Annotated in this window: 22 protein-coding genes; 12 read left to right on the plus strand and 10 right to left on the minus strand. The window is 41.1% G+C overall.

Translation table 11 applies throughout. The annotated features are described in order from the left end of the window. Positions 1 to 2: 2 nt before the first annotated feature. Positions 3 to 323, minus strand: a complete 321-nt coding sequence (locus tag PAUR_RS12870) for a YqcC family protein (protein ID WP_192508115.1) — start codon at positions 321 to 323, stop codon at positions 3 to 5. Between the two features lie 140 nt (positions 324 to 463). Here PAUR_RS12870 and PAUR_RS12875 point away from each other — a divergent pair, with 140 nt between their 5' ends. From PAUR_RS12875 to PAUR_RS12885, 3 genes are all read left to right on the plus strand, one after another. Beyond that, positions 464 to 1,492 carry a DUF3549 family protein gene (locus PAUR_RS12875; protein ID WP_192508116.1) on the plus strand — a complete coding sequence of 343 codons (1,029 nt, stop codon included), beginning with the start codon at positions 464 to 466 and terminating at the stop codon, positions 1,490 to 1,492. Then, positions 1,493 to 1,795 (plus strand): DUF3301 domain-containing protein, encoded by a 303-nt coding sequence (locus PAUR_RS12880; RefSeq protein ID WP_192508117.1) that lies wholly within the window; start codon positions 1,493 to 1,495, stop codon positions 1,793 to 1,795. A gap of 126 nt (positions 1,796 to 1,921) precedes the next feature. Then, complete coding sequence (locus PAUR_RS12885) at positions 1,922 to 2,959, plus strand: S66 family peptidase (RefSeq protein WP_192508118.1); 1,038 nt, start codon at positions 1,922 to 1,924, stop codon at positions 2,957 to 2,959. 62 nt (positions 2,960 to 3,021) lie between these two features. Here PAUR_RS12885 and PAUR_RS12890 read toward each other — a convergent pair whose 3' ends face one another. From PAUR_RS12890 to PAUR_RS12905, 4 genes are all read right to left on the minus strand, one after another. Next, a complete protein-coding gene (locus tag PAUR_RS12890) occupies positions 3,022 to 5,721 on the minus strand; it encodes a CHASE domain-containing protein (protein ID WP_192508119.1) in 2,700 nt (899 codons plus the stop codon). A 165-nt stretch (positions 5,722 to 5,886) separates the two neighbouring features. Beyond that, on the minus strand, positions 5,887 to 6,897 hold the full coding sequence (locus tag PAUR_RS12895) for a fatty acid desaturase (protein WP_192508120.1): 1,011 nt from the start codon (positions 6,895 to 6,897) through the stop codon (positions 5,887 to 5,889). A gap of 411 nt (positions 6,898 to 7,308) precedes the next feature. After that, on the minus strand, positions 7,309 to 8,001 hold the full coding sequence (locus PAUR_RS12900) for an aspartate/glutamate racemase family protein (protein ID WP_192508121.1): 693 nt from the start codon (positions 7,999 to 8,001) through the stop codon (positions 7,309 to 7,311). Positions 8,002 to 8,005: 4 nt separating this feature from the next. Further along, positions 8,006 to 8,662: a glutathione S-transferase family protein gene (locus PAUR_RS12905; RefSeq protein ID WP_192508122.1), complete on the minus strand. Its 657-nt coding sequence runs from the start codon at positions 8,660 to 8,662 to the stop codon at positions 8,006 to 8,008. A 112-nt stretch (positions 8,663 to 8,774) separates the two neighbouring features. Between PAUR_RS12905 and PAUR_RS12910 the strand changes: the two genes are divergently transcribed. The 7 genes from PAUR_RS12910 to PAUR_RS12940 all read left to right on the plus strand — a co-directional run bounded on the left by PAUR_RS12910 (position 8,775) and on the right by PAUR_RS12940 (position 15,480). Then, positions 8,775 to 9,656, plus strand: a complete 882-nt coding sequence (locus tag PAUR_RS12910) for a LysR family transcriptional regulator (RefSeq protein WP_192508123.1) — start codon at positions 8,775 to 8,777, stop codon at positions 9,654 to 9,656. 97 nt (positions 9,657 to 9,753) lie between these two features. Beyond that, positions 9,754 to 10,353 (plus strand): hypothetical protein, encoded by a 600-nt coding sequence (locus PAUR_RS12915; RefSeq protein ID WP_192508124.1) that lies wholly within the window; start codon positions 9,754 to 9,756, stop codon positions 10,351 to 10,353. A gap of 218 nt (positions 10,354 to 10,571) precedes the next feature. Further along, the gene (locus tag PAUR_RS12920; RefSeq protein ID WP_192508125.1) at positions 10,572 to 11,615 is read left to right on the plus strand and encodes a type III polyketide synthase; all 1,044 of its coding nucleotides are present in this window, start codon (positions 10,572 to 10,574) and stop codon (positions 11,613 to 11,615) included. 189 nt (positions 11,616 to 11,804) lie between these two features. Then, a complete protein-coding gene (locus tag PAUR_RS12925; RefSeq protein WP_192508126.1) occupies positions 11,805 to 12,509 on the plus strand; it encodes a spondin domain-containing protein in 705 nt (234 codons plus the stop codon). A gap of 10 nt (positions 12,510 to 12,519) precedes the next feature. Further along, complete coding sequence (locus PAUR_RS12930; protein WP_192508127.1) at positions 12,520 to 13,236, plus strand: spondin domain-containing protein; 717 nt, start codon at positions 12,520 to 12,522, stop codon at positions 13,234 to 13,236. Between the two features lie 39 nt (positions 13,237 to 13,275). Beyond that, entirely contained in the window at positions 13,276 to 13,998 is a 723-nt protein-coding gene (locus PAUR_RS12935; protein WP_192508128.1) for a response regulator transcription factor, read from the plus strand. Positions 13,999 to 14,001: 3 nt separating this feature from the next. Further along, positions 14,002 to 15,480, plus strand: coding sequence for a sensor histidine kinase (locus tag PAUR_RS12940; protein ID WP_192508129.1), 1,479 nt, complete (start codon positions 14,002 to 14,004; stop codon positions 15,478 to 15,480). Between the two features lie 461 nt (positions 15,481 to 15,941). Here PAUR_RS12940 and PAUR_RS12945 read toward each other — a convergent pair whose 3' ends face one another. The 4 genes from PAUR_RS12945 to PAUR_RS12960 form a co-directional block, all read right to left on the minus strand. After that, a complete protein-coding gene (locus tag PAUR_RS12945) occupies positions 15,942 to 16,634 on the minus strand; it encodes a response regulator (RefSeq protein WP_192508130.1) in 693 nt (230 codons plus the stop codon). Between the two features lie 17 nt (positions 16,635 to 16,651). Continuing rightward, the gene (locus PAUR_RS12950) at positions 16,652 to 18,181 is read right to left on the minus strand and encodes an ATP-binding protein (RefSeq protein ID WP_192508131.1); all 1,530 of its coding nucleotides are present in this window, start codon (positions 18,179 to 18,181) and stop codon (positions 16,652 to 16,654) included. 11 nt (positions 18,182 to 18,192) lie between these two features. Further along, on the minus strand, positions 18,193 to 19,710 hold the full coding sequence (locus PAUR_RS12955) for a cytochrome-c peroxidase (protein WP_192508132.1): 1,518 nt from the start codon (positions 19,708 to 19,710) through the stop codon (positions 18,193 to 18,195). A gap of 126 nt (positions 19,711 to 19,836) precedes the next feature. Next, positions 19,837 to 20,688: an SDR family NAD(P)-dependent oxidoreductase gene (locus tag PAUR_RS12960; RefSeq protein WP_192508133.1), complete on the minus strand. Its 852-nt coding sequence runs from the start codon at positions 20,686 to 20,688 to the stop codon at positions 19,837 to 19,839. 334 nt (positions 20,689 to 21,022) lie between these two features. Between PAUR_RS12960 and PAUR_RS12965 the strand changes: the two genes are divergently transcribed. Beyond that, positions 21,023 to 21,910, plus strand: a complete 888-nt coding sequence (locus PAUR_RS12965) for a LysR substrate-binding domain-containing protein (RefSeq protein ID WP_192508134.1) — start codon at positions 21,023 to 21,025, stop codon at positions 21,908 to 21,910. Between the two features lie 88 nt (positions 21,911 to 21,998). Then, positions 21,999 to 22,448 (plus strand): hypothetical protein, encoded by a 450-nt coding sequence (locus PAUR_RS12970; protein WP_192508135.1) that lies wholly within the window; start codon positions 21,999 to 22,001, stop codon positions 22,446 to 22,448. 48 nt (positions 22,449 to 22,496) lie between these two features. On the opposite strand, the gene PAUR_RS12975 is transcribed toward PAUR_RS12970, so the two are convergent. Then, positions 22,497 to 22,685 (minus strand): hypothetical protein, encoded by a 189-nt coding sequence (locus tag PAUR_RS12975; RefSeq protein WP_404821699.1) that lies wholly within the window; start codon positions 22,683 to 22,685, stop codon positions 22,497 to 22,499. Positions 22,686 to 22,751 lie beyond the last annotated feature (66 nt).

Here is a 22,751-nt window from a genome sequence, read left to right on the forward strand (position 1 = left end):
TCTTATCTCCCACTCAGTATCGCATCTAGTTCGCTAAGCACGCGGTGCAAACGCAAAAAACAAGCCAGTTTTGAATAGTGTATTTCTGCCATGGGTGCAATCGATATATTGTTTGGTAACGGTGCCCCCGTCACTATCAATTGGCGTATTTTCGGGATAAAAATAAATTGTAGCCATTGTTCAAACTGTAACGTATCACAACAAAAAGGCTCGCTAGAAAGCAGTTTGCGAGGCTCTATCGGTGTATACTGCCAAAGCTCTGCCTGCGTCAGCTCTTGCGTCAACTGCGTTAGCAACGCGTCCACTTGATTCTTTTTTGCCATTTTTTGCACTCGCTAAAGGCCCAATATTACAAATAATTGGACAATTATACCCAAGCTCAATAGCAATCCCCAGCACAAGCTTACCAGCGCCGTAAATTGCAGGTATAATCTGGCACATATTCCCCAATTTAGCATGAATTATGACAGCGCAAATCTCCACTCTTGGCCAACTCCTTTCAGCCGCAGGTACTCAATGGCGAGCTTATGATATTGGTCGCAGGATCACCAAAATCGACAAAAAACAATTTGCGCAAATTGAGGGCACATTAATTCCTTACCCCTACCCACTGGCAGGGCATGCACTTATTGCGATTCAATTTTGGGACAATAATGCCACGTTAGACCCATATGTCTGGTTTTTAAAGTTACCACTTGATGAACAGAGTAAATTGGTCGCAGCAAGTCGAGACCACTTTGCAAATATGGTACTAGAAGCGCTTGGTACAGAAATTACCGGTGAACAAGCTCAGGGTAAACTTGATAACAACCCTTACGTTTTTACACCGAATGCAAATAAACTTGCCGCATTCAATGCATTACTCAAACGAGAGATAAACCGTCCTGCATCACAGTATTATGAGTATGCCGAATTATATTTTGCGGGTAAGCTACCTGAAAACGCTTGGCAAAATGTTGCGGTACAGGGTTTGGCCGACTTTGCATTTCGCCTAGAGCACAGCCATAATGCCAAAAACTTACACTCTGTTTGGTCATCACTGCCAATTCAAGTGAAACAACCTTTAAGCGCGATGCTTGAGCATGTGCCAACCGGTACTCATTTAAGTAAACTATTTTACAACGACTGTATAAGCGCGCTAAGAAATAAACAGCTCGATATACTTATCTGTAATTTAAGAGCACTATCAGCAACTAAAGCACAGGGGTTATTACTGCAAGCGACTGATTTGATATTGGCGGATGAACTCGCCAACGAAGCAGATATACTGCTGACTTTAACTGGCCGTTGCTGGGAGGCTTTCAATGAGCAAAGCCGATTATTTATCTTGTTAGATAAAGCTGCACATAACACACAAGTTGATGGTTTATTTACAAGTATTTTTGCTGATTTGGTTGCAATTCCAAGCCTTCGCCCTCATGTTTTAAGTATTCTTAGAGCAGAAAATCGCAGTGAGACCTTGTCTCGTGCAATTGGTAGGTTATTTTCTTAAATGGCAACACTTTGGATTTTTATACTCACAGGTGCCGTGATCGCATTCTTTTGGTTTAGTCGCCAGTTTGCTGAATCGGCCAAACAGCATGCTGAACGTCAAGCTGAGCGATTACAAGTACAATTACTAAGCGTTGCATGTCAAAAACGACGCCTAGGCATTTTGCGCAGCGGTAAACCTGGAATTAAAAGCCAATTTATGTTCGAATTTAGTTCTGACGGGGAAACCGTTTATCAAGGCTCCTTGTATCTAGAAAACAGTCATTTACTTAAATCAGATATTCCTCCCCACCGTATTAGTTAACGACGTTATCAACTAAATTCTATAAAGCAAAGCTTCACACGCTTTGCTTTAAGTTCATCATGGCGCACTAGAAACTCACAATCAATGTGTTAATGTCTTTAGCCATCAAACGCTAAGGAGCTGGTCATGAAAAAAATTAAACCAAAATCACTTACTCAGGGTGCAACACTCGCCATTGTGTCGCCTTCTTGGGGCGGCCCTTCAATATTCCCTCATATTTACCAAATGGGTATTAAGAACCTAACAGCAATGGGATTTAATATTGTCGAGTATCCTAGTGCTAAAGCACATAATAACCACCTTTTTGCAAATCCAAAAATGCGTGCTGATGACATCAACGCCGCGTTTGCCAATACTGACGTTGATGGCATAATTGCGACGATTGGCGGTTCAGATTCAGCTCGATTGTTACAATATTTAGATTTAGATACTATTCTAGCCAACCCTAAGTTTTTTATGGGCTTTTCAGATATTACCACCATTACAACCTACCTTAACCAACACGGCTTAGTTACTTTTAACGGCCCGTCTATTATGGCTGGCTTTGCGCAACTACATAATCACAGTGCTGACTATCAACGTTACCTAGCCAAACAGCTCTTATCTGCGGAACAGCAATACGTGTTACCAACATTTTCTCAATATCATCACGGCTACCCTGACTGGCATAAAATGGCACTTACAGGTCAACTCAATTCGCCAATTACAAATCCAGGTCCCACTTTTGTTCAAGGTACCGGCCGTGTTAGAGGGCAACTTTTTGGTGGATGTATTGAAGTACTTGAAATGCTCAAAGGGACTAAATATTGGCCAAAACCTAACTTTTGGCACAATAAAGTGCTATTTTTAGAAACTTCAGAAGACAAACCAAGTATCGACTATGTGCGCTACTGGTTAAGAAACTATGGGGTTATGGGGGTTTTTGAGCAACTATCAGGCCTCATGATTGGTAGACCCAGAGACTATAATACAGACGAACAATTAGCGTTAATAAACACAGTTCAAGCGGTGGTTAAAGATGAATTCAACGTTTGTGATTTACCCATTATATGTAATTTAGACTTCGGCCACACCGACCCACAACTCATACTACCACTTGGGGTCACCATTGAGTTAGATTGTGAGGGTCAATACCTTAGTCTCGTTGAATCAGCATTTCAATAGTCGTAAACCAAGTCATTGTGTCGGGTATTAAAAAGAAGTAATTCAAATCATGCAGAGCTCATTCAGCTCGCATATTTATTTAATACCCTCACTAGATCACTTTGTTGATATGGCTTATGAATGAAATCTTCAATGCCTAACCTCGCGGCTTGTTGCTTCTCTTCTTTACCAACACTGGCACTGAGTATCACTATTGAAATATGTTTTAACGCTTCATCATTTTTGATGTGGGCTGATGCAGTAAAGCCATCCATAACAGGCATTTGTAAATCCATCAAAATTAAGTCGGGTTGTTGTGCTTTTAAATACTCTAAAGCCTGTTGACCGTCATTTGCGAAATCACAGTCTAACCCTAAATTCCTTAGGTGCTTTTGTACCACAATCTGATTGATTTTATTATCTTCTACAACTAAAACACGCATTCCTTGAAAATGATGGCCCTGTTGCCCGGCATCGCTTTCAACGCTATTTTCTTGCAGTGCAACCTGCTCCGCAGTCACCCCTTTGAGTTTTAAAACCACGGTAAATTCACTGCCAACATTCTCTTGACTCGTAACAGAAATCCCTCCTCCCATTAAAATACATAACTGCTTTACAATAGAAAGGCCAAGCCCGGTACCGCCATAGTTCCGTGTTGTTGAGCTTTGTGCTTGTGCAAATGCGTTAAACAATCGTTGTTGATCTTCTTCTTTAATGCCAATTCCCGTATCACGCACTTTGATAGTGAGCTCTGTAGCATTATCATTTATTTCAACACATTTACAATCAAGGTGAATACTGCCTTTGGGTGTAAACTTAAGCGCGTTGTTCAGTAAATTAATCAATATTTGTTTAAAGCGAAGTTCATCCCCTTCGACCCAGCTTTTATAATTTGCGTCATGCTGATATTGAATCGTAATCGACTTCTCAGAAGCCAAATGAGACAGCATTCCTATAACTGACGCGGTGACATCTGATGGCTTAAACACCTTTAAATCTAAATCTAATTGACCCGCCTGCATTTTCGAAAAATCTAATACGTCATTGACTGTGCTTAACAAAATATTCGAAGCATCGTTTATCTTCGCTAAATAATCTAACGTGGGCAGATCTGACGTTTCTTTTGTCGCCAATTCCGTAAACCCGATAATGGCATTTAATGGAGTACGATACTCATGACTTACATTTGCTAAAAACAAGTTCTTCGCCTCATTCGCCAGCTCCAACTCATTATTCTTTTCAATAAGTTCATGCGTGCTTGCTTTCACCTTTTTTTCTAAACTTGTATTAAAAGACACGATAAAAAATACAAACATCACACAAATGACGCCCAAGATACAGCCTATCAATACGATAATAAAATCAACCCAATTAATCAAATGAGAAGCAAAACTATCAGAGCTGGAAAACTGTATGGTGCCTTGCTTATCAAACAACGTAAATTGGACTTCATGAGAGATAAAATGCCCGCTTTCATAATTAGGGTGAGAAAATACATTGCCCTCACCAAAACTAATTTGATAAGTAAATACACTTTTACGCTCTGTGGTGTACATGGGATCTAATAACAACTCTAACTCTAGTACCACTTCCACAAACCCAATTAAAGACGCTAAGCTAGGTACCTCGCTCTTTTTAAAAATCGGGTAATACACCACCACGCCGTCGGTTTTATCTTGTTGCTGAACTAAAGTGAAAATATCAGTGACTGCAAAGCTCTGATGCGCAATTGCATGTTTAATACTCTTACTTGCAACCGGGTGAGTAGACACATCAAGACCAATAACAGACTTATTTTCTTGCAATGGGTACGTGTAATAGATGGGTAAGTAATAAGGTTGTTCAGGTGCACTTTGAATCCCTGTCGCGGTCAATTGCTGAATATAGGCACCTTCTGAATACAACCTTTGCATGCTAGCTTCAAATTGCGCTCTCGCCTCGTTTTTCACCAAGGGGATCCAACCAATTGCTCTCACTTTAATGGATGTGTTTTGTATTATAGATGTAAAAGCACTAAATTCTTCTTTCGTCACTTGTTCACTTGCTTGAAAGTATGCTTCAAGTGCCTTTAAGTACAATTTTATAGTCGCTTGGGTGCTGTTTATCTGTTCTACAAAAGATACGGTACCGCTCATGAATTGCTGTTTTTTATCTCGATTAAAGTTATTACTTGATACAAAATATACAAAACAAATTATAGAAAAGCTCAATAAGCTGGTCATGATAGCGGCAGATGCTTTTCGTGCTTTTTTAACAAAAATATTGGGATATAAAAATAGAAAAATAGGCGTTAAGAGCACCACGCTCAAAAAATCTCCCACCCACTTTGTCACGCTGATATATAACAATGTTTCTTGCGGTAATGGCAAATAAAGCGACAGCACACAATAAATCGCAACACTCGATAACAATGTTGCGACAGGCCCTGTAATGAACAAAAACTTAATTATTTCAAATGGAATAGAGATCCGAATAGGCACTTGAGAAAACTGTAAAACAAGCTGTCGACTAATAAATAACTGAATTGTACTTATCAAAGCGAGAAGATAGACCACTTCTGGCGGTAAGCCACTGATTAAAGTATCACTGTGCAAGCAAACGATAAAAGAGAGTAATACACCCACTAAAACCGGCCAACCTTTTAATAGATATAACCCGAGCGCAACACCTGTTGCAGGCCAGATGACACTTGCGTATCCAAATGGAATGAGAAACTGACTACCAAATTGAACGAGTAAAAAATGTGAGATACACGCAATAAAAACAACCGCTAGCCTATTCAAGTTACCCACCCTATGACATTTACCCTGTTCAGATTACACTATAAATATGTGTAGAAAAAATGTAGTTGGACCAAAATAGCTTTAGCTATATTCGACTAGAGTATAGTGTAAAAAGCGTTAAGCCTCATATTAAAAGCATCTAAACTAGATTGCCTCATCAATACGCTACATATCTTTATCTGACTGTAATCCTGATGCACTGTAAAAATTAGCCTGCTTTATACTCTTAATATCGTTAAAACGTACACCATGGTGTTTCATGACTGGTAGTATTCGACCGCTGATCATTTGTCGAATATAAAATGGCTGATTTGGTAAGAAATGGTGAATTGTATGCGTATTTCCAAAGTTAAAACAGAATAACTGGAACGGGAAAAACACCCAATGATTGAGTACCTGAGTTTGTTGCATAAGGTTACCCACACCACCATAATAATGCATTGAAGACGTAACCAGGTTTAAGCTAGAGGAACGAATTATATTCGGTGCAATTAACACAACCATTAAAAAGTCTACCCACTTCATAACATCAATTAACCAAGTTGGATGTGTCGCTGTGTCATAAAGAAACCCATCTATGCTGTGAAAAATGATAAACCCGTATAAAATACCAAAATATACCGTTGCGATTGGAAATCCTGCATTAAATATACTTAAAAATCTGAACCCTGTGATTTCCCGTTTAAACGCTCTATGAGAAATAATCAATCCCAGTAAACCATCAACAATTGAGACAACTCTCAAAGCTGGGTTTTTTATACCATTACCAACCAAACGCTCTTCGAGATCTTGGTTAGTTCCTGATACTTTGTGATGATGCAAATGTATTTTTCGTCGATACCATGGGTTAATCGTATTTGGCCGCATCAACCATACAATTAACATCATTAAATTATGTACAACAGGATTGCGCTTAAAGTAAAGCTTATGGATCAAATCATGTTCAATTTCATGAGAAATAGACGTAATGAAGGCGATCAAAACAATACAAAGCCAAGCTGGAATATAAGATACTGCATAGAGCCCGGCAACGAGCAACATGGCCAACACTGCACACATAAGCAATGATACGCCCAGCATGTTTTGATAAGCCAATATAGGAAACTGACTTCTTAGCGACTGTTCTTCTGCTTTAATGCTTTGCACAATCGCTTGGATATGTAAATTCGATGACATACTTATATTTGTATCTAACAGCCCTTAATACTCCAATAATACGTAAACACCATGCTAAATCAATTATTTGGTTTTCTATTTTACTGACTTTGCTCTTACTGCTAACTGGGGATGGCCAAGCTGAGTTCAAAAGTCAATTACTACCCCAGTCTCCCTGAAGATGAACTCAGTTTTCCTAATTCAATACTTACTAATTCTTTATTAAGGTATTACGTTGTTTTTTATAACTAAGCTTATTGAAGTCTTAGGTCTATTCACCATAAAAACAGCGACCGATGTCACCAATATCCCAAACATTTCTACATAATCTATGTGTACTTTGCAATACGAGTATTGATAACAGCGTCGCGCTCACCGGTATTAAGTAAATTAAACCACTTAAAAGAAAGTATTAAAAAAACCAAACAATAATCAATCAGACAATGCGAACTCCACAGCCGCATTAGCATGAATTTCAGCCGTATCAAAAAAAGGAACATTAGTATCTTCTTGCTGGATCAATAACCCTATTTCTGTACACCCTAACACCACACCTTGCGCACCTTTCGCCTTGAGGTGAGCAATAACCGATAAGTACAATTGTTTTGAATGAGGCCGAATGTCTCCCACACATAACTGTTGATATATAATGTCGTGAATGACTATTTGATCTTGCTCACTGGGCACCAATACTTCAATGCCATGCTGCTCTAGTCGATCTATATAGAAAGTATCTGCCATAGTAAAACGCGTACCTAACAAAGCCACTTTATTCAGCTTTTGCTTGCAAATCACTTTCGCCGTAGCGTCGGCAATATGTAATAGGGGTAAGGTTACAACACTGGCTACTTCATCCGCCACTTTATGCATTGTGTTAGTGCAAATCATAATACACTGCGCGCCAGCGGCCTCTAAACTCAGAGCTGAACTTTGTAATACCTCCGCACTTTTTTGCCAATCTCCTGATTGTTGAAATGCTTCAATTTGCGCAAAATCAACGCTATTTAAAATAATTTTTCCACTATGTAGCCCACCTAACTTTGACTTTATTCCTTGATTGATCAATCGATAATAACTCGCTGTTGACTCCCAACTCATCCCCCCTATTAGTCCCAGTGTTTTCATCTGCCTACTCTCGCTCTTCACCTGCTTCATCAATTGCCACAATGTCAGTTTCCATTAATGCTTCCTCAACCCAGCGCTGTAATACAGGGCAATTTAAAACCTGCTCCATGTAATTTGTCGCGGCACTATTCACCGTTATCCCATAAGTCTTAAAACGTAATACCACTGGGGCAAACATTGCATCTGCGATAGACCACTGCCCAAATAACCAGCCCCCCTGTGCAGCATACTCATTGTACTGTTCACTCCAGATCTGTTCGATACGTGCAATGTCTTGCTTCACTTGTTCACTCAATACTACACATCGTTTTGCTCTTATATTCATTGGCATTTCATTGCGAACACCATTGAAGCCTGAGTGCATTTCACATGCAATAGCTCGAGCTTTTGCTCGCTGCGCCGTATTTGTTGGCCAATATTTCCCTAATGAATAAGCATCATTGATATATTCACAAATAGCCAAGGAATCCCAAACCACCGTACTGTCATCAACCAAAGTGGGAACTTTCAAAGTGGGGGTCACACTTTCCAGTCGCTGATAAAACTCTGGCGTATCTAAAACCAGTTGTACTTCATTGAAGTCAATACCCGACTTTGCCAGCATCAACCATGCTCTTAGTGACCAAGACGAGTAATTTTTATTCCCTATAAATAACTGCATACACAATACCTGTTGGATTAATTAGCAAATACGTTAGCGATTATTTACCCTACTGACTAACGGATAATTTTGATATAACCTATCAAGATATCGAATAGGTTAAGGTTTATAAATGGATATTGATGCTTTAAGAAGCTTTCTGGCGTTTGTTGAAACTGGCAGCTTCACTCGTGCCGCAAAACAAGTTCATAGAACTCAGTCAGCAATTAGCATGCAAATGAAAAAGCTAGAACAAGATCTAAATAAAAAGCTTTTCCAAAAACAAGGCCGACTACTCAACTTATCTCATGATGGGCAAGTATTCGCACGTTACGCTAAACAACTCGTGCAATTACATGACGAAACAGTAAAACAAATGAATGCAGCTCAACCAAGTACCTTACTACGCTTAGGCTGTCCTGATGACTATGCTGAATCAGTACTCCCTAAACTAATAAAATTACTACACAAATGCTGGCCAAATTTAGACCTACAAATCACATGTACTCCAAGCAATCGCGTAAAGATCATGATTGATAGCGGACATCTAGATTTAGGCATCATTACGCGCTCTTCTGACACCGAAGAAGGATACACGCTTGAATCATCGCAAGGGGTATGGACATACAACCCTCTCTTTAACGCGCACCGTATTGAGCCTCTGCCTATTGCGATATTTCAGCGGGATTGTCGCTTTCACCAAGCAGCTACAGACGGGTTACATAAACAAAATCGTGCATTTAAAATCATTGCTTGCAGCGGTAGTGCAAGCGCACAACGCGGTATCGTCAGAAGTGGAGTGGCAATTGGTGCTATGGCAAAGCTGAGCATTGGCGACTTAACCCCGCTCGACTGCCAATCACTCCCAGCGTTGCCGATTGTCGACATTGTATTAATCCGCGCAAATAGCAGTCAAAACCCAGTGACAGACATCACCTGCTTAGAGCTCTGTCAATCCTATATCAGCATCAATAATGCATCCGAAAAAAAGCCATCTTTCATTGGTACCTATTAAGCGTTATTTCAGGTAATCAATTTACAATAGCACTATAGCTTTAGGTCAAGAAGCTATTTTACATCACTACTACTCGTCAAGTTTAAAGGATAGGACTATGAAGCCGAATATGAATGTTACCCCTTTGCCCATTTTGCATCCTGAAGAAACAAGCACAAAAAAACGGATCATGGCCGTTATCACACGCGGGATATTCAAAAATGACACACAATTAAACGAACTACGTAGAGAAAACCACCAGTTAAGGCGACGACTTAGAAAATATAAATCACTCTGTCGTCGATTTTCTAACAAGCTTCAACGACTAAAAATATCATCGAGTATCAAAATAACAACCCTTTCATCGGCCAACAAACGGGTTGCTCGCCATGTAAGTCGGTTGCAAACGCTGTCTATTCGTTTAATTAGACAAAGAGCCCTATCTAACTCTCATATTGAACAACAACAATTGACACTGCAAAATGCCGAACGTAATTTGATTGCACAAACAAACACCTTACATAGTTACACCCTTTCTTATAAACAACTACAATATCAATATGATTTGCATACACGTAAATTAGAAAACAATCACCAGCACACCCAAAAGTTATCCGAACACAATCAGCAATTGCTCAAACGAGTAAAGCGACTTCAATATTTCAATATAATGTTAATTTTTTGCATCATATGCTTGAGCAATACAGCACTTTTGTAGCGCACCCTTAATCGACATATGGCGCACTACTAATTGAGATATAAACTATTTTTTTGTTTCCCTAGCAAAATCAGGTAAATGAATATACATTCAATTTGTTATTAACTTGTTATAATTTCGTTATGAATTCATATTAAAAATATCTCAATCTTAGTCAGACCAATGAGGTCGCGTAAACATAGCGCTTACCTCTCCCCTATTTGATTAAGGAAAACACCATGCCAACACTTGCTCGACCTGCAATATTACACCCAGAAAACATTGTCACAAATAGCGATATGTTATCGTTTTTAGATGAATTGCATCAAGATGCTCCGCATAAGCATCAAGCGTTCAAAATGATTGAAAACTCCGCAATTCAAAAACGACATATGATACTGCCGCTAGAGCAAATTTTGTCTCTACAAGATTTTGGTGAACGTGGCGCTATTTACCAAAAAGTTGCCCGTACTATGGCGTATGATGCGGCCTCTAAAGCACTACAACAAGCGCTACTTAAGCCCAAGGACGTGACCATGGTTATCGTTACCTCCTGTACTGGGTTTATGATGCCTTCGCTCACAGCTTGTTTAATCAATGATTTAGGTTTGCCAGCCAATACCATACAACTCCCCATAGCACAGCTAGGCTGTGTAGCGGGCGCGTCTGCTGTTAATCGCGCGGCAGAGCACTGCAAAGCCTCTAAACGCAATAACGTGCTTATTGTGTCATTAGAAACATCATCACTGTGCTTTCATCGCAGTGCCAATCGGTTACAAGACTTTATCACCGACTCACTTTTTGGCGATGGTGTGGCAAGTGTGGTTATGCGTGCTGATAATGACTGCAATGGCTTTCATATTACTCATACGCAGAGCCACTTTATGCCTGACACCGAAGCGTATATTCAATACACGTTAACTGACTCTGGTTTTAAATTTTCTCTCGATAAAGACGTCATGTACTCGATCTCCAAGGCAGCGCCACATATTGAAACTTTTATAACAGAGCATGCAAATAAACGAGCGAGCGAGCTAGACTTTTACATTTTCCATACTGGAGGCCGTCGAATTCAAGACGAAGTGACACGTTGCTTAACTCTATCTGATGACGCACTCGATTATTCCAGAGCTTGCTTACGCGATACCGGGAATACATCCAGCGTGGCTGTTATCGATGTACTCGCTCGACAATTCTCACAGCGGACTAGTATGGAGCAAGGCGTGTTAGCCGCATTTGGCCCCGGATTTACAACAGAAATGGCATTAGGCTATTGGCAATAAAGTTTTACGATCGAATCAATCGACTTAAAACCGTACTCTTGTGCGGTTTTTTCTTTTAAAAACAACAATTAAAGTAAGTGTGAATAACTCGCACTAATATTGTGATAAAAACGTGATGTTTTAGTGAAACCAACGAGACATTTAACCTGCATCCTTAATCCTGTCATAACAACCAAGAAAGAGAATATCATGAAGGCTAAATTACTATCACTTGTTTGCACTAGCAGTTTATTAGCAATGTCAGCAGCCCAAGCTGCTGCTGTAGATGTGAAAATCACAAACCTGACGCAAGGCATTTACTTCACCCCCATATTAATTGGTGCCCACACCAGTGATGCACATTTATTCCAAACAGGTCAAGCCGCTTCCGAAGGCCTACAAGCCATGGCTGAAGGTGGCAGTATTGAAGCGTTATCAACAACACTTGACAGTATTAATGCCGACAAACTCGCAAACCCAGCTGGAGGGTTGCTCGCGCCAGCCAGCTCAGCAATGGGTAGCTTAACAACAGCAGAAAATAATACCACGCTGTCGATTGTCGCAATGATGCTGCCAACCAATGATGGCTTCATCGGGTTAGATGGATGGAAAATTCCAACAGAAGCAGGCACGTACCATATCTATTTGAATGCTTATGACGCAGGCACAGAAGCAAACAATGAATTAGTTGTTGAAGGCTCTGGCGCACCTGGCACACCTGGGATCCCAGCTTCTCCTGGTGTCGCACCTGGTACACAAGGCGCTGGTGTGACTGATGTAGAGGGCAACTCTATGATTCACATTCACCGAGGTAATGTAGGTGATGATGAAGCCGTTGGTGGTAAAAGTGATTTACATAACACCGTACATCGTTGGTTAAACCCTGTTGCTAAAGTGACAGTAACAGTTAAGTAAGGGGCATATTATGAATAAGTTCACCCCAATAATTTCACTTGCTTGTTTGCTATTAGCAGCCTGTGGTAGTGATAATAACACGACATCGGTTACACCTCCGGCACCGGCACCAGAGCCTGCACCAGAGCCAACTCAATATGAATTTAAAGTAACTGCTATAAATTTAACTCATGGTCAGCCTTTATCGCCTCTTGGTGCGGCACTGCATACCAGTGGCCAATTTTGGACGATTGGCGAAATGGCCAGTGCAGAACTTGAATCTCTAGCTGAAGGAGGTGATAACTCTGGGCTACTCGGACTATCTGTCGTCAATAGCTCAGTCTCTGGCGCTGCACCTTTAGGGCCAGGTAAAACGGCTGAGTTAATGCTGACAACGACCAGCTTAACTGACCAAAAACTCTCATTAGTTACGATGATGGTGAATACAAATGATGGCTTTACCGGTCTTAATAGCATTGATGTGTCACAAATGGCTGTTGGCGACTACGCTAAAATGACCACTCGAGCTTATGACTCTGGGACAGAAGCTAATTCTGAACAAAGTGGCTCAATGCCTGGTCCTGCCGATGGTGGTGAAGGTTTTAACGCAGAACGTGATGACATTGATAAAGTGGCTATGCATCCCGGTGTTGTTGGCAATGATGACGGACTAAGCTCTTCCGTACTGACTTCTGCCCATAAATTTGACAACCCACTCATGGCCGTCACTATAACAAGAGTTAAATAACGCCTATGCGCAGAGTGTGGGCGGTAATAAGGCCACATTATGCAACAACAGGTATTGATTGTAGAAGACGACCAAGACATTGCGCGTCTTCTACAAGTTCATTTAACTGAATTATCGTTGGGCGTCGACCATGTGTTTGATGGGGAAAGCGCCATGGATAAGCTGCAACAAGAAAACTACGCTATTGTATTGTTAGATATCATGCTCCCAGGAGTTGATGGATTAACACTGTGTCGGGAGATCAAAACATCAAGTCCACACATTAGCGTTGTTTTATTAACGTCAAAAAGCAGTGAAATGGATAGAATTATTGGGCTAGAAATGGGTGCTGATGATTATATTTGTAAACCATTTAGTTACCGAGAATTCCAAGCCCGGGTAAAAGCGCAGCTGCGCCATGTTCGGCTATTACAGGCAAAAGAGCAGCAAAGCACACAACCGGAGCAAGCACGTTTGCAACTCGGTCTACTGGGTATTGATACAATTTGTCATGAAGCAAGTTTAAGTGAACAGGCACTTGATCTAACTGCAACCGAATTTGAGTTATTACACTTTTTCGCTGCTCACCCAAATCAAGTTTTTTCTCGAACACAATTGCTTGAATCGGTCTGGGGCTATCAACACTCTGGTTATGAGCATACGGTTAATTCTCATATTAACCGATTACGCAGTAAGCTCGAAAAATACGGCGGTGAAGGAGTCATTGAAAGCGTCTGGGGCGTAGGCTACAAGCTTAACGCGAAGCAACTAACACAGGCATAAGTCATGAAACTGTCTTTATACCACAAGCTCGCCATGTCATTGGCTGGTATTTTCATTTTAATCGCTTCGTTGTTTATTTGGTGGACCCAAGCATTATCACAAGTATCTCGCGCTCAAGCTGAGCAACAGTTACATATGGGTTTAGCGGAGCATCTCGTTGGAGATAACCCTTTACTTCAACAAGGGGTATATGACTACAAAGCCCTTGAGAATTTATTTCATACTTTAATGATCCTCGGGCCGTCATTTGAGTTTTATTTTGTTGACCCAAGTGGCAAACTCTTAACTTATTCAGCAAAACCTGGGGAAGTTAAACGTCAACACATTGACCTTGTACCCTTAGTACAATTGATAGAACGTCCAGAACAATTACCCGTGTATGGCGATGATCCTCGCAATTTATCCGGAGAAAAAATATTTTCTGTTGCTCCTGTGTACAACGGTGAGACTCTACAAGGCTATTTATATGTCATAATTGGCTCCAAACTTTATGACTCGATTGTCAGTAACATAAAAAGTAATGACCAACTCGTTATTGGTTTAAGTTGGTTGGGTTTAGCCCTCGGGTTTTTATTAACCGCCCTGCTGTTACTCTTCAAATATTTAACGCGGCCTGTTGCAGCACTGACAGAACATATACAACAACTCGAGCATGCACAATTTGATATCACTAAAATTACGTTATTAGATTGGAATAAAGCACATAGTAACGAAGTACATCAACTTGGTGAAAGCGTCAATAACATGGTAAAAACCATTGATACACAAGTAAAGCAACTTGCTGAACTTGACGACCAACGTCGCCAATTGCTAGCGCATTTGTCACATGATTTACGTACTCCTCTTGCGTCACTACAAGGATACTTAGAAATTATTTCGCTCAAGAAACATGAACCAGAGCAGCAAAAATTACATCTTGATATCGCGCTCAAAAATTGCGAACAACTGAAATCTCTCATTGACCAAATTTTTGAACTGGCCCATTTAGAATCAGGTCACGCGAATGTGCAGTTTGAAGTATTCAACTTGGGCGAACTGTTATATGACGTAATGGCCAAGTTTGCAATTCGAGCTGAGAAAATGGGGATCTCTTTAACCATATCACCAGCTGTTTGCGATATAAAAGCCTACTCGGATATTGGGAAATTGGAACGGGTGCTCACGAACCTCATTGAAAATGCATTGCGTCACACGCAAGAACATGGCGCGATAGAAATAGCGATAAATCAGCATGGAGAAAACCTCACCTTGTCAGTAAAAGATACGGGAGTCGGTATTTCCGCAAAAGAGTTACCCTATATTTTTGAGGCGCGCTACCGAGCAAGTAATGCCAAAGGGTGTAAGAAATCACACGCAGGACTCGGGTTGGCTATTACAGAACGTCTAATTCAATTACTAAAAACCGAGATCCGAGTACAAAGTAAGGTGGGCGTAGGAACTGAATTTAGTTTTCAACTACGAGAAGCTGAGTCATATAGTTGAGCAAGTAAAACGAATGCTTGCTCATTCACTTATTTAACCTCAGCTCTGGATAAGCGAATTTGCCCAATAAAGCTATTTTTCTCACTCTCGGCGTTGCTTTCATTTGTAATAGCCCGCTATTACCACATAAAAGCGCCTTGATATTGAAAAAATATCATCATTGGATTGTACGTAGTTTTTTTACAAAACATTTTCTATTCCAAAACCCTTATCCAAACCTGAGGTTATTTACCAAATACATAAATGCGAAATAGTAATCACAGCTCAGTTTATACGAAGCCGTAACACTTTGCAGATGCTATAAATACTGAATACTTTTAAATTAACGACACTGTCGTTGTCCACTTTAGCTGGTATTTATGATGTCTTGACTCCAAATAAAGCGCCCCATGGAAAATGATCATAGATATAGCTGATATTCATCACATCGCTATGTGCTGCGTAACTAACCACGCCGAGTACTACACACCTTGTGCTTCAAATTTATAACCAGCACCATAAATTGAATGAATAAACTCATGCTCTGGCGCTATATCATGTAGTTTTTTGCGGATCTTTTTGATATGGCTATCAATGGTTCTATCACTCACTATACGATCATCATCGTAAATGTGATCCATTAGTTTATCTCGGCTATATATCCGCCCCGGATGCGCTTGCATTGACTTCAAAAGTAAGTATTCAACATGCGTTAAGCTAATACTATTTGATAAAAATGATGCAAAGAACGTGTTGTCATCCAATTTGAGTTTTTTCTCAGCATCGTGCTTTTCACCATTACTATTAAGCGCCATTCTGCGCAGTACAGCTTTAACTCGCGCGACAACTTCTCTTGGGCTATATGGCTTGCATACATAGTCGTCGGCGCCAATCTCTAAGCCCAATAAACGGTCAATCTCTTCTACTTTAGCCGTAGTCATAATTACAGGTACATTCGACTTAGCACGTATTATTTTACATATCTCTATTCCATCCACATTAGGTAGCATGATATCTAATAAAATAAGATGTGGGTCAAAGTGGTTGAATGCGTGCTCAGCGTCAGCACCATCAACAACAATATGCGTTTCATATTCCGCTTTAGTCAAATACTTACTGAGGATATCAGCAAGCTTGGGTTCATCTTCTACAATCAATATGCGTGGCTTATCCAAAAGTCGCTATCCGTTTTTTAATGAGTAAACTCTATTATAATAGCGAGCCCACCCAAATCACTCAAGTCGGCTTCAATTGTGCCGTGATGGGCTTCGACAATACTGGTACAGATAGCAAGCCCCAACCCGGATCCCCCTGTTTGCCGAGTCCTTGCACTATCTACTCGATAAAGACGGTCAAATAGCATTGGTAGTTGATCACGTTCAACACTGGGGGAGCTATCTTGCCAGACGACTTGGGTTGTTTTCTCATTTTGCGTAACGTTTACCGTGAGCCGCCCTTTTACTTTTTCGGACGTATCAGTGTAACGTATGGTGTTTTGTAGGAGGTTATCAAACAATTGACTCATTCTTTGTGGATCACAATGTAACGTTAGGGCCTCATTGCACGTTATTTTCACATCAAATAAACTCAGCGACGCATTGCGCTTATCAATGCACCGATTGAGTACACCCGCTAGCGTACAAGGCAGCATATTATATGTCAGCGCGCCCCGGTCTGATAGTGAGAGTTGATGTAAATCGTCTACCAGATTCGTGAGGCGCTCTATTTCTTCATACAAAGAGCTTAATTGGATTTCATCAGTATCAATCACCCCATCTATCATGCCTTCAAGTTCAGCACGAATAACGGCAATTGGGGTGCGTAACTCATGGGAGATATCCGCAATCCATTGCTGCCTAGCTGTTTGGTTTTTCGCCAAAGTATCTGCCAACTTATTCATATCACGCGCTAATAAACCGAGTTCATCTTGGCGGTCAAGCTGCACCTTATGCGCATAGTCCCCCCCAGCAAGGCGTCGAGCATTACGACGTAAGCGAATAATAGGCTGCACTAAATATTTACTAAATGGAATTGCCAAAATCACAGTTATTAACAATGCCAACAGTGCAATATGCATAAATTGCTGTTCTTGCTGTTTAGAAAAAATAGCATCGAATCGGGAGGTAACCACCGAGCCATTTTCAATTCCTAAGTACCCGATCAATTCTCCTTGCCCAGCAGTTTCTATATTGTCGTCCCCAAAGTACATGGGGAGCCACAATGCCGCTGGGCCCATGTCGGCTTTACCTAACAATAATTGACCATCAACACCTTTAAATAACAACCGATTGGCCCCTCCCTTGTGCGGGGGTCGACGCTCTGGTCGTTTATCGCCTTTCGGCGGTCTATGTCGAACATCTTGTTCCCCTTTTTTATATCCTCGCTCTGGTCCAGCACCTTTTTTATGCCCGCTGCCACGAGGCGGAGGTCCTTTTCCTCGATGCGGTGGTTCCGCGCTTTTTCCGTTCGCCGTTCTATATAACTTTATCACCTCCCCCATTTCAGGGGAGCGATGCTTAACCCAAGAAAATCCATTGTGTGCTTTATACGTTGTCACCATTTTAACAATGACAGGCTGCATTTTATCTCGCGCATTGCTTTGCACATACTGAGCAAAGCTTTTCTCAAAAGCGAGCTGGTTAGCAATGTAAATAGCCATCACTAACGCCGAATTAGCGATCAAGATCATGAATAATAATTTGACACGTATCGTCACTTTCATTGGGTAGAACTCTATCCTTTATGGCGGTTAAGTACATTTAAGCGTAAATTGTCAGGATCAACCGTCCGTCTATTTGGGATCCACTTTTGCAAACAACGACTATCTTTTGTGCAATTGTCTGTTAATGCGTGCAAAAATGCTACTAAGTCTTTTTGTTGAGCCATATCTAATGGGGCAGCAACAAAAGGCGAGCTTTGCAATAATGTGAGCGCTAACTGGCTGTTTTCTCTTGCTTGATTATTTAATACATCACAATTTTCATTTAAGGAGAATTGCTTGAGACCACACGCACCGCCACGCTGAAAGAATGCTTCAATCGCCTTAGCTGGATCAACATAATGCGATACAACTTGTGCTAACGTATCATACACCCCTGCATGCCCATACGGGGCCGTTAAACCGACATTTAATAAGCTCGGTACGCGAAAAGCAAATTGATTTTGTGGTTGAGCATCAAGTAACGCTCTGCCTAAATCGGCACCATTAACATCTTTACCTATGCCATATTGTGGGAAGGCCAAATTAAAGAAGCCGTCATTGCTAAAGCGCTCTCCGCTATGGCAATTCACACATCCAGCCCCCCCCTCTGCGGCTTGTGTAAAGAATAGCTTTGCCCCCCGTTTCTGCGCCGGATTAAGCGCTCTTTTATCCCCCTTAACATAGCGACTCCAATCACTATCCACCAGCACGAATGATGCTTGATATTGACCTAGTGCGAAATCAATACTATCAAATGTGATCAATGACTCAGCACTTTGTTCACTGTCAAATGCGAATCGAAATGCTGCAAGCCAATCATTCGTTGCAAGGCCTCCTTCCTCTGAGCCATAATCGCCAATACGCTGAGCGATATGACTACGAATCTCTTCTGTCGTACTCGCATCGGAAAATGCAGCTCCTCGCATTTCTTGTGTTGATGTTACAGGAAAGCGAGATAACGCCTCAACAAGCGTAGACCCCGCATTTTCATCTGCTATCCCGAACCCAGAATCTGGGGTGCTGATAAAGGTGCGTACATTACCATCTTCCTCTCGCGTCACCTGTTCAACTCGGCCATCCCAAAATAAGGCTTTCTTTGCTAAACCAACATTAAAAATCGTTGGCGAATTACGAGGTATATCAATTTCATTATTAACGGCTTGTCGTCTTGGTCCTATAATGTCTGCATCAATGGCATTGACACCTATCGATAAGCTCAACCTATCCCCGCCTCCCAATTTTGGGTGATGACAAGTCGCGCATGCAACACTCTTTTCACCGCCAAGTGCTTTACTAAAAAATAGCTGCATCCCCAATTGTGGTATTGGATCACTGATGTTTGGCGCGGTATCTTGGCCCTCCACATCACCTGTTAAGCCTAATTGCGATATCAACGCACGCAACTGTGCATCTAATTGTGCTGTATTTTTTTTCGGCACTGACTTGGTCGGTGGTTTTTTACGGTCTGACAATTGTATTGTGGCACTGGCATTACCAAAAAATAAACTCAACGCGATGATTGAGCCTGTCAAATAGGTTTGCTTGCTCATGGTGACTCCCACATATTCTCTACTTCGGAGACTCAACTGTTGCAACACAAAGTGCAAACAATGTGAAAGTACATAATTAATCGAGGTTAAGTATTATTCGCTAACAAGATGGTGGTGGCGCACTGATTAATCACATCGTTGGCGATATTTTTCTTTATTTTTCTTGCCAATTCGGTACAAAGTGCCCCGCACTGAACGCCTGAACCGACTCGATAAATAGCCAAGCGTAGCAAGTAAGCCACTCATTTTTGGCATTGCTATTTCATATCGCTTTGACATGCTTAGCTGTACAATAGCAGCTGCTACCTGTGTCGCACTACTCATAGGCTGTGAATACACAATATCTTCTACTTGATCCATCTCCTGCATGATAAAACCAGTATCAATAGGACCAGGTGAAACCACTGCCACATTTATATTGTGATCGGCAAGTTCATCATGCAATGCATAGGAAAAAGCACGCAATCCAGCCTTTGTTGCGCTATAAGTAGCCGCTCCTTGTAACGGAGTCATACCAGCCAGCGAGCCAACATTGACTATTGCGCAAGGCGCTTGATTATTCCGGTGCATATATGGCAACACTAACGCTGAAAGATATAAGGGTGCACGTAGGTTTACATCAATCATGGCAGATATGTCTTGCGCGCGACGAGTAATAAACTCTCCCCGTACGTGAAGCCCTGCATTGTTAACTAAAACATCAATACTCGCTTGCGAAAAAGCATCGATTGTTTGTGACACAGCCCAATCACACTCTTCCAAATTCGCCATATCAGCGACAATCAGTACAGTACGACACTGTGTATACTCACGCAGCTCTTCTTGCAATCGCTCAAGTGGGTCGAGATTACGCGCGACTAACGCTAAATTGACCCCTTGCGAATAGGTGCTGGCAAATGCATGAGCACATGCAGCGCCCACCCCTTTTGATGCCCCAGTGATCAGTATCGTTTTATTCTTAACACTGTTGATTTCCATAGTTCATTGTCCTTTTTGGGAATAAGTATGACTATAAAGCGCAAACTCATTGCAAACAACCAAACGACACCAAAGCAAACCTAGTAACATAATACTATTTTAATTTACTCATATATTCGCATGGTAGCTTTTCAGCGATCATTTTAATCACTTTCGCAATCCAACATGTCTCTTCTTTCATTTCAGAACTAAATGAAATACCATTATTTTCAATAACCTTACTATATTTATGCATCTTACCCACCTAAGAGGCTCTGTGTTTAAAACACCAGTATGGCTAGAATACAAATAAGACGCGAACGATCATTTTTAACAGTAACTATAAGAAAAACTTATGTTTAGTGAATTAACTCATTTAACTGCGCTACGCTGCGTTGAGGCTGCCGCCCGTCATCACAGCTATAGTAAAGCTGCGTTAGAGCTCAACGTAACACAAGCGGCCATTAGCCAACAGATTCGATTACTAGAACAAAACTTTGGTTGTAAGTTATTTTTCCGAAAAGGCAAGTCTATGCAACCGACTGCACAGGGGGAAAAACTTGCGATGGCATTAAATAATGGATTTGGCACAATTACCCATGGCATTCGTAGCATTCAAAGTGAGCCTATTCCTGGCTGTATTACGGTTACAACCACCCAGTCATTTGCTTCAATGCTACTCATGCCTAATTTGTGGAAATTCTCAGTCGACCACCCTAACATCATTGTTAGGGTTATTGTGTCTACAGACGTAGAAGATATCAAACATGGTCATGTTGATATCGCTATTCGTTATGGGCAATCAACATACCCTGAATTAGAACAAACCACTTTATTTAGTGATGAAACGGTCGTATTATGCTCACCAAAACTGGCCCAAGAATTTGATTTTTCTAGCATTGAAAACATTAAAAAATGCTGGTTAGTCAATTATACAAAAAACGATTACTGGGCTAATTGGTTTGCCACCGCAGGGCTCACGCATACTGACAATCATAATCAATGGCTAGAAGTCAGCAATATGGATATTGCATTAAGCGCCGTTATGGCCGGCCATGGCGCATGCTTAGGTTCAGCCCGTCAAGCTAAGCATTTTATTGACCAAGGACTGCTAGTGGCGCCGTTTGATATCCGCGCCAAACCAGAGATACGCTATACCTGCTTACATGACCCATCATCGCCTCGTATACAGCGTATCCTTATATTTAAAAATTGGTTGGTTTCATTAATACAAAATACTTAAGTGTACATAGCTTGGTTAGTTGCACACCCGTTTACATTCCGCGAGCACAATCGTATTTTTAGGAACATTTACTAAGAGACACCAATAAATGAAGATCAAATCCCTCGTATTTGCCCGCGCTCTACTGCTGTTTTGCGCATTCACAGCAACCGTTACTGCAGTTGCACATATGTCATGCATTGTGCTGGGTGAGCAATGTTATCGAGCCCAGTTAGCGCCGAACATAATTATTGACTCCGCACTACAAGGAACATACTTTGCACCATTGGCAACGCTGTTTATTTCCAGTTTATTTTTGTTATGTGCGTTGTATGCCCTCAGTGCTGCCAAGCTGATCCCTCATATCCCTTTAACACGCTTTGCTATATTTACTATTAGCAGTTTATGCATCGTGCGTGGTGGGGCAACATTGCCTTTGCTAATCTTACAACCCGCATTAGCAAGTATTTTTGCGGTTATTGCAGGCATGCTCTGGTTCCTATGTGGTCTATTTTATATCTGGGGTTATAGGTTAGTCATATCAGAAGGTAAGTCATAACCCATAGGACGCATAAACAAGTAACCCGCATAGTTTAGCGATAGTTTTTTACTGATCACTATCTGTTTGCTTTTTCCGCTGTTCCTGCTTTGCTTTTGCAACATTTTTAAATACCGTTGGAGGTATCGGAAACAATGAAATCAATGGCATGAACGCGATAAAAAGGTATGCCCCTTTAGGCATACCTTTAGCCCATTTAACCAACCTTATGAATATATAAATAATCAGGGGAATCATAGTCACATAAACAAATAGCCAAATAAATAACGTCATATCACTTCCTTTCCCTACCAAAATTAAATA

The organism is Pseudoalteromonas aurantia 208 (assembly GCF_014858725.1).
In the GTDB taxonomy this organism is placed as follows: Bacteria; Pseudomonadota; Gammaproteobacteria; order Enterobacterales; family Alteromonadaceae; genus Pseudoalteromonas; species Pseudoalteromonas aurantia.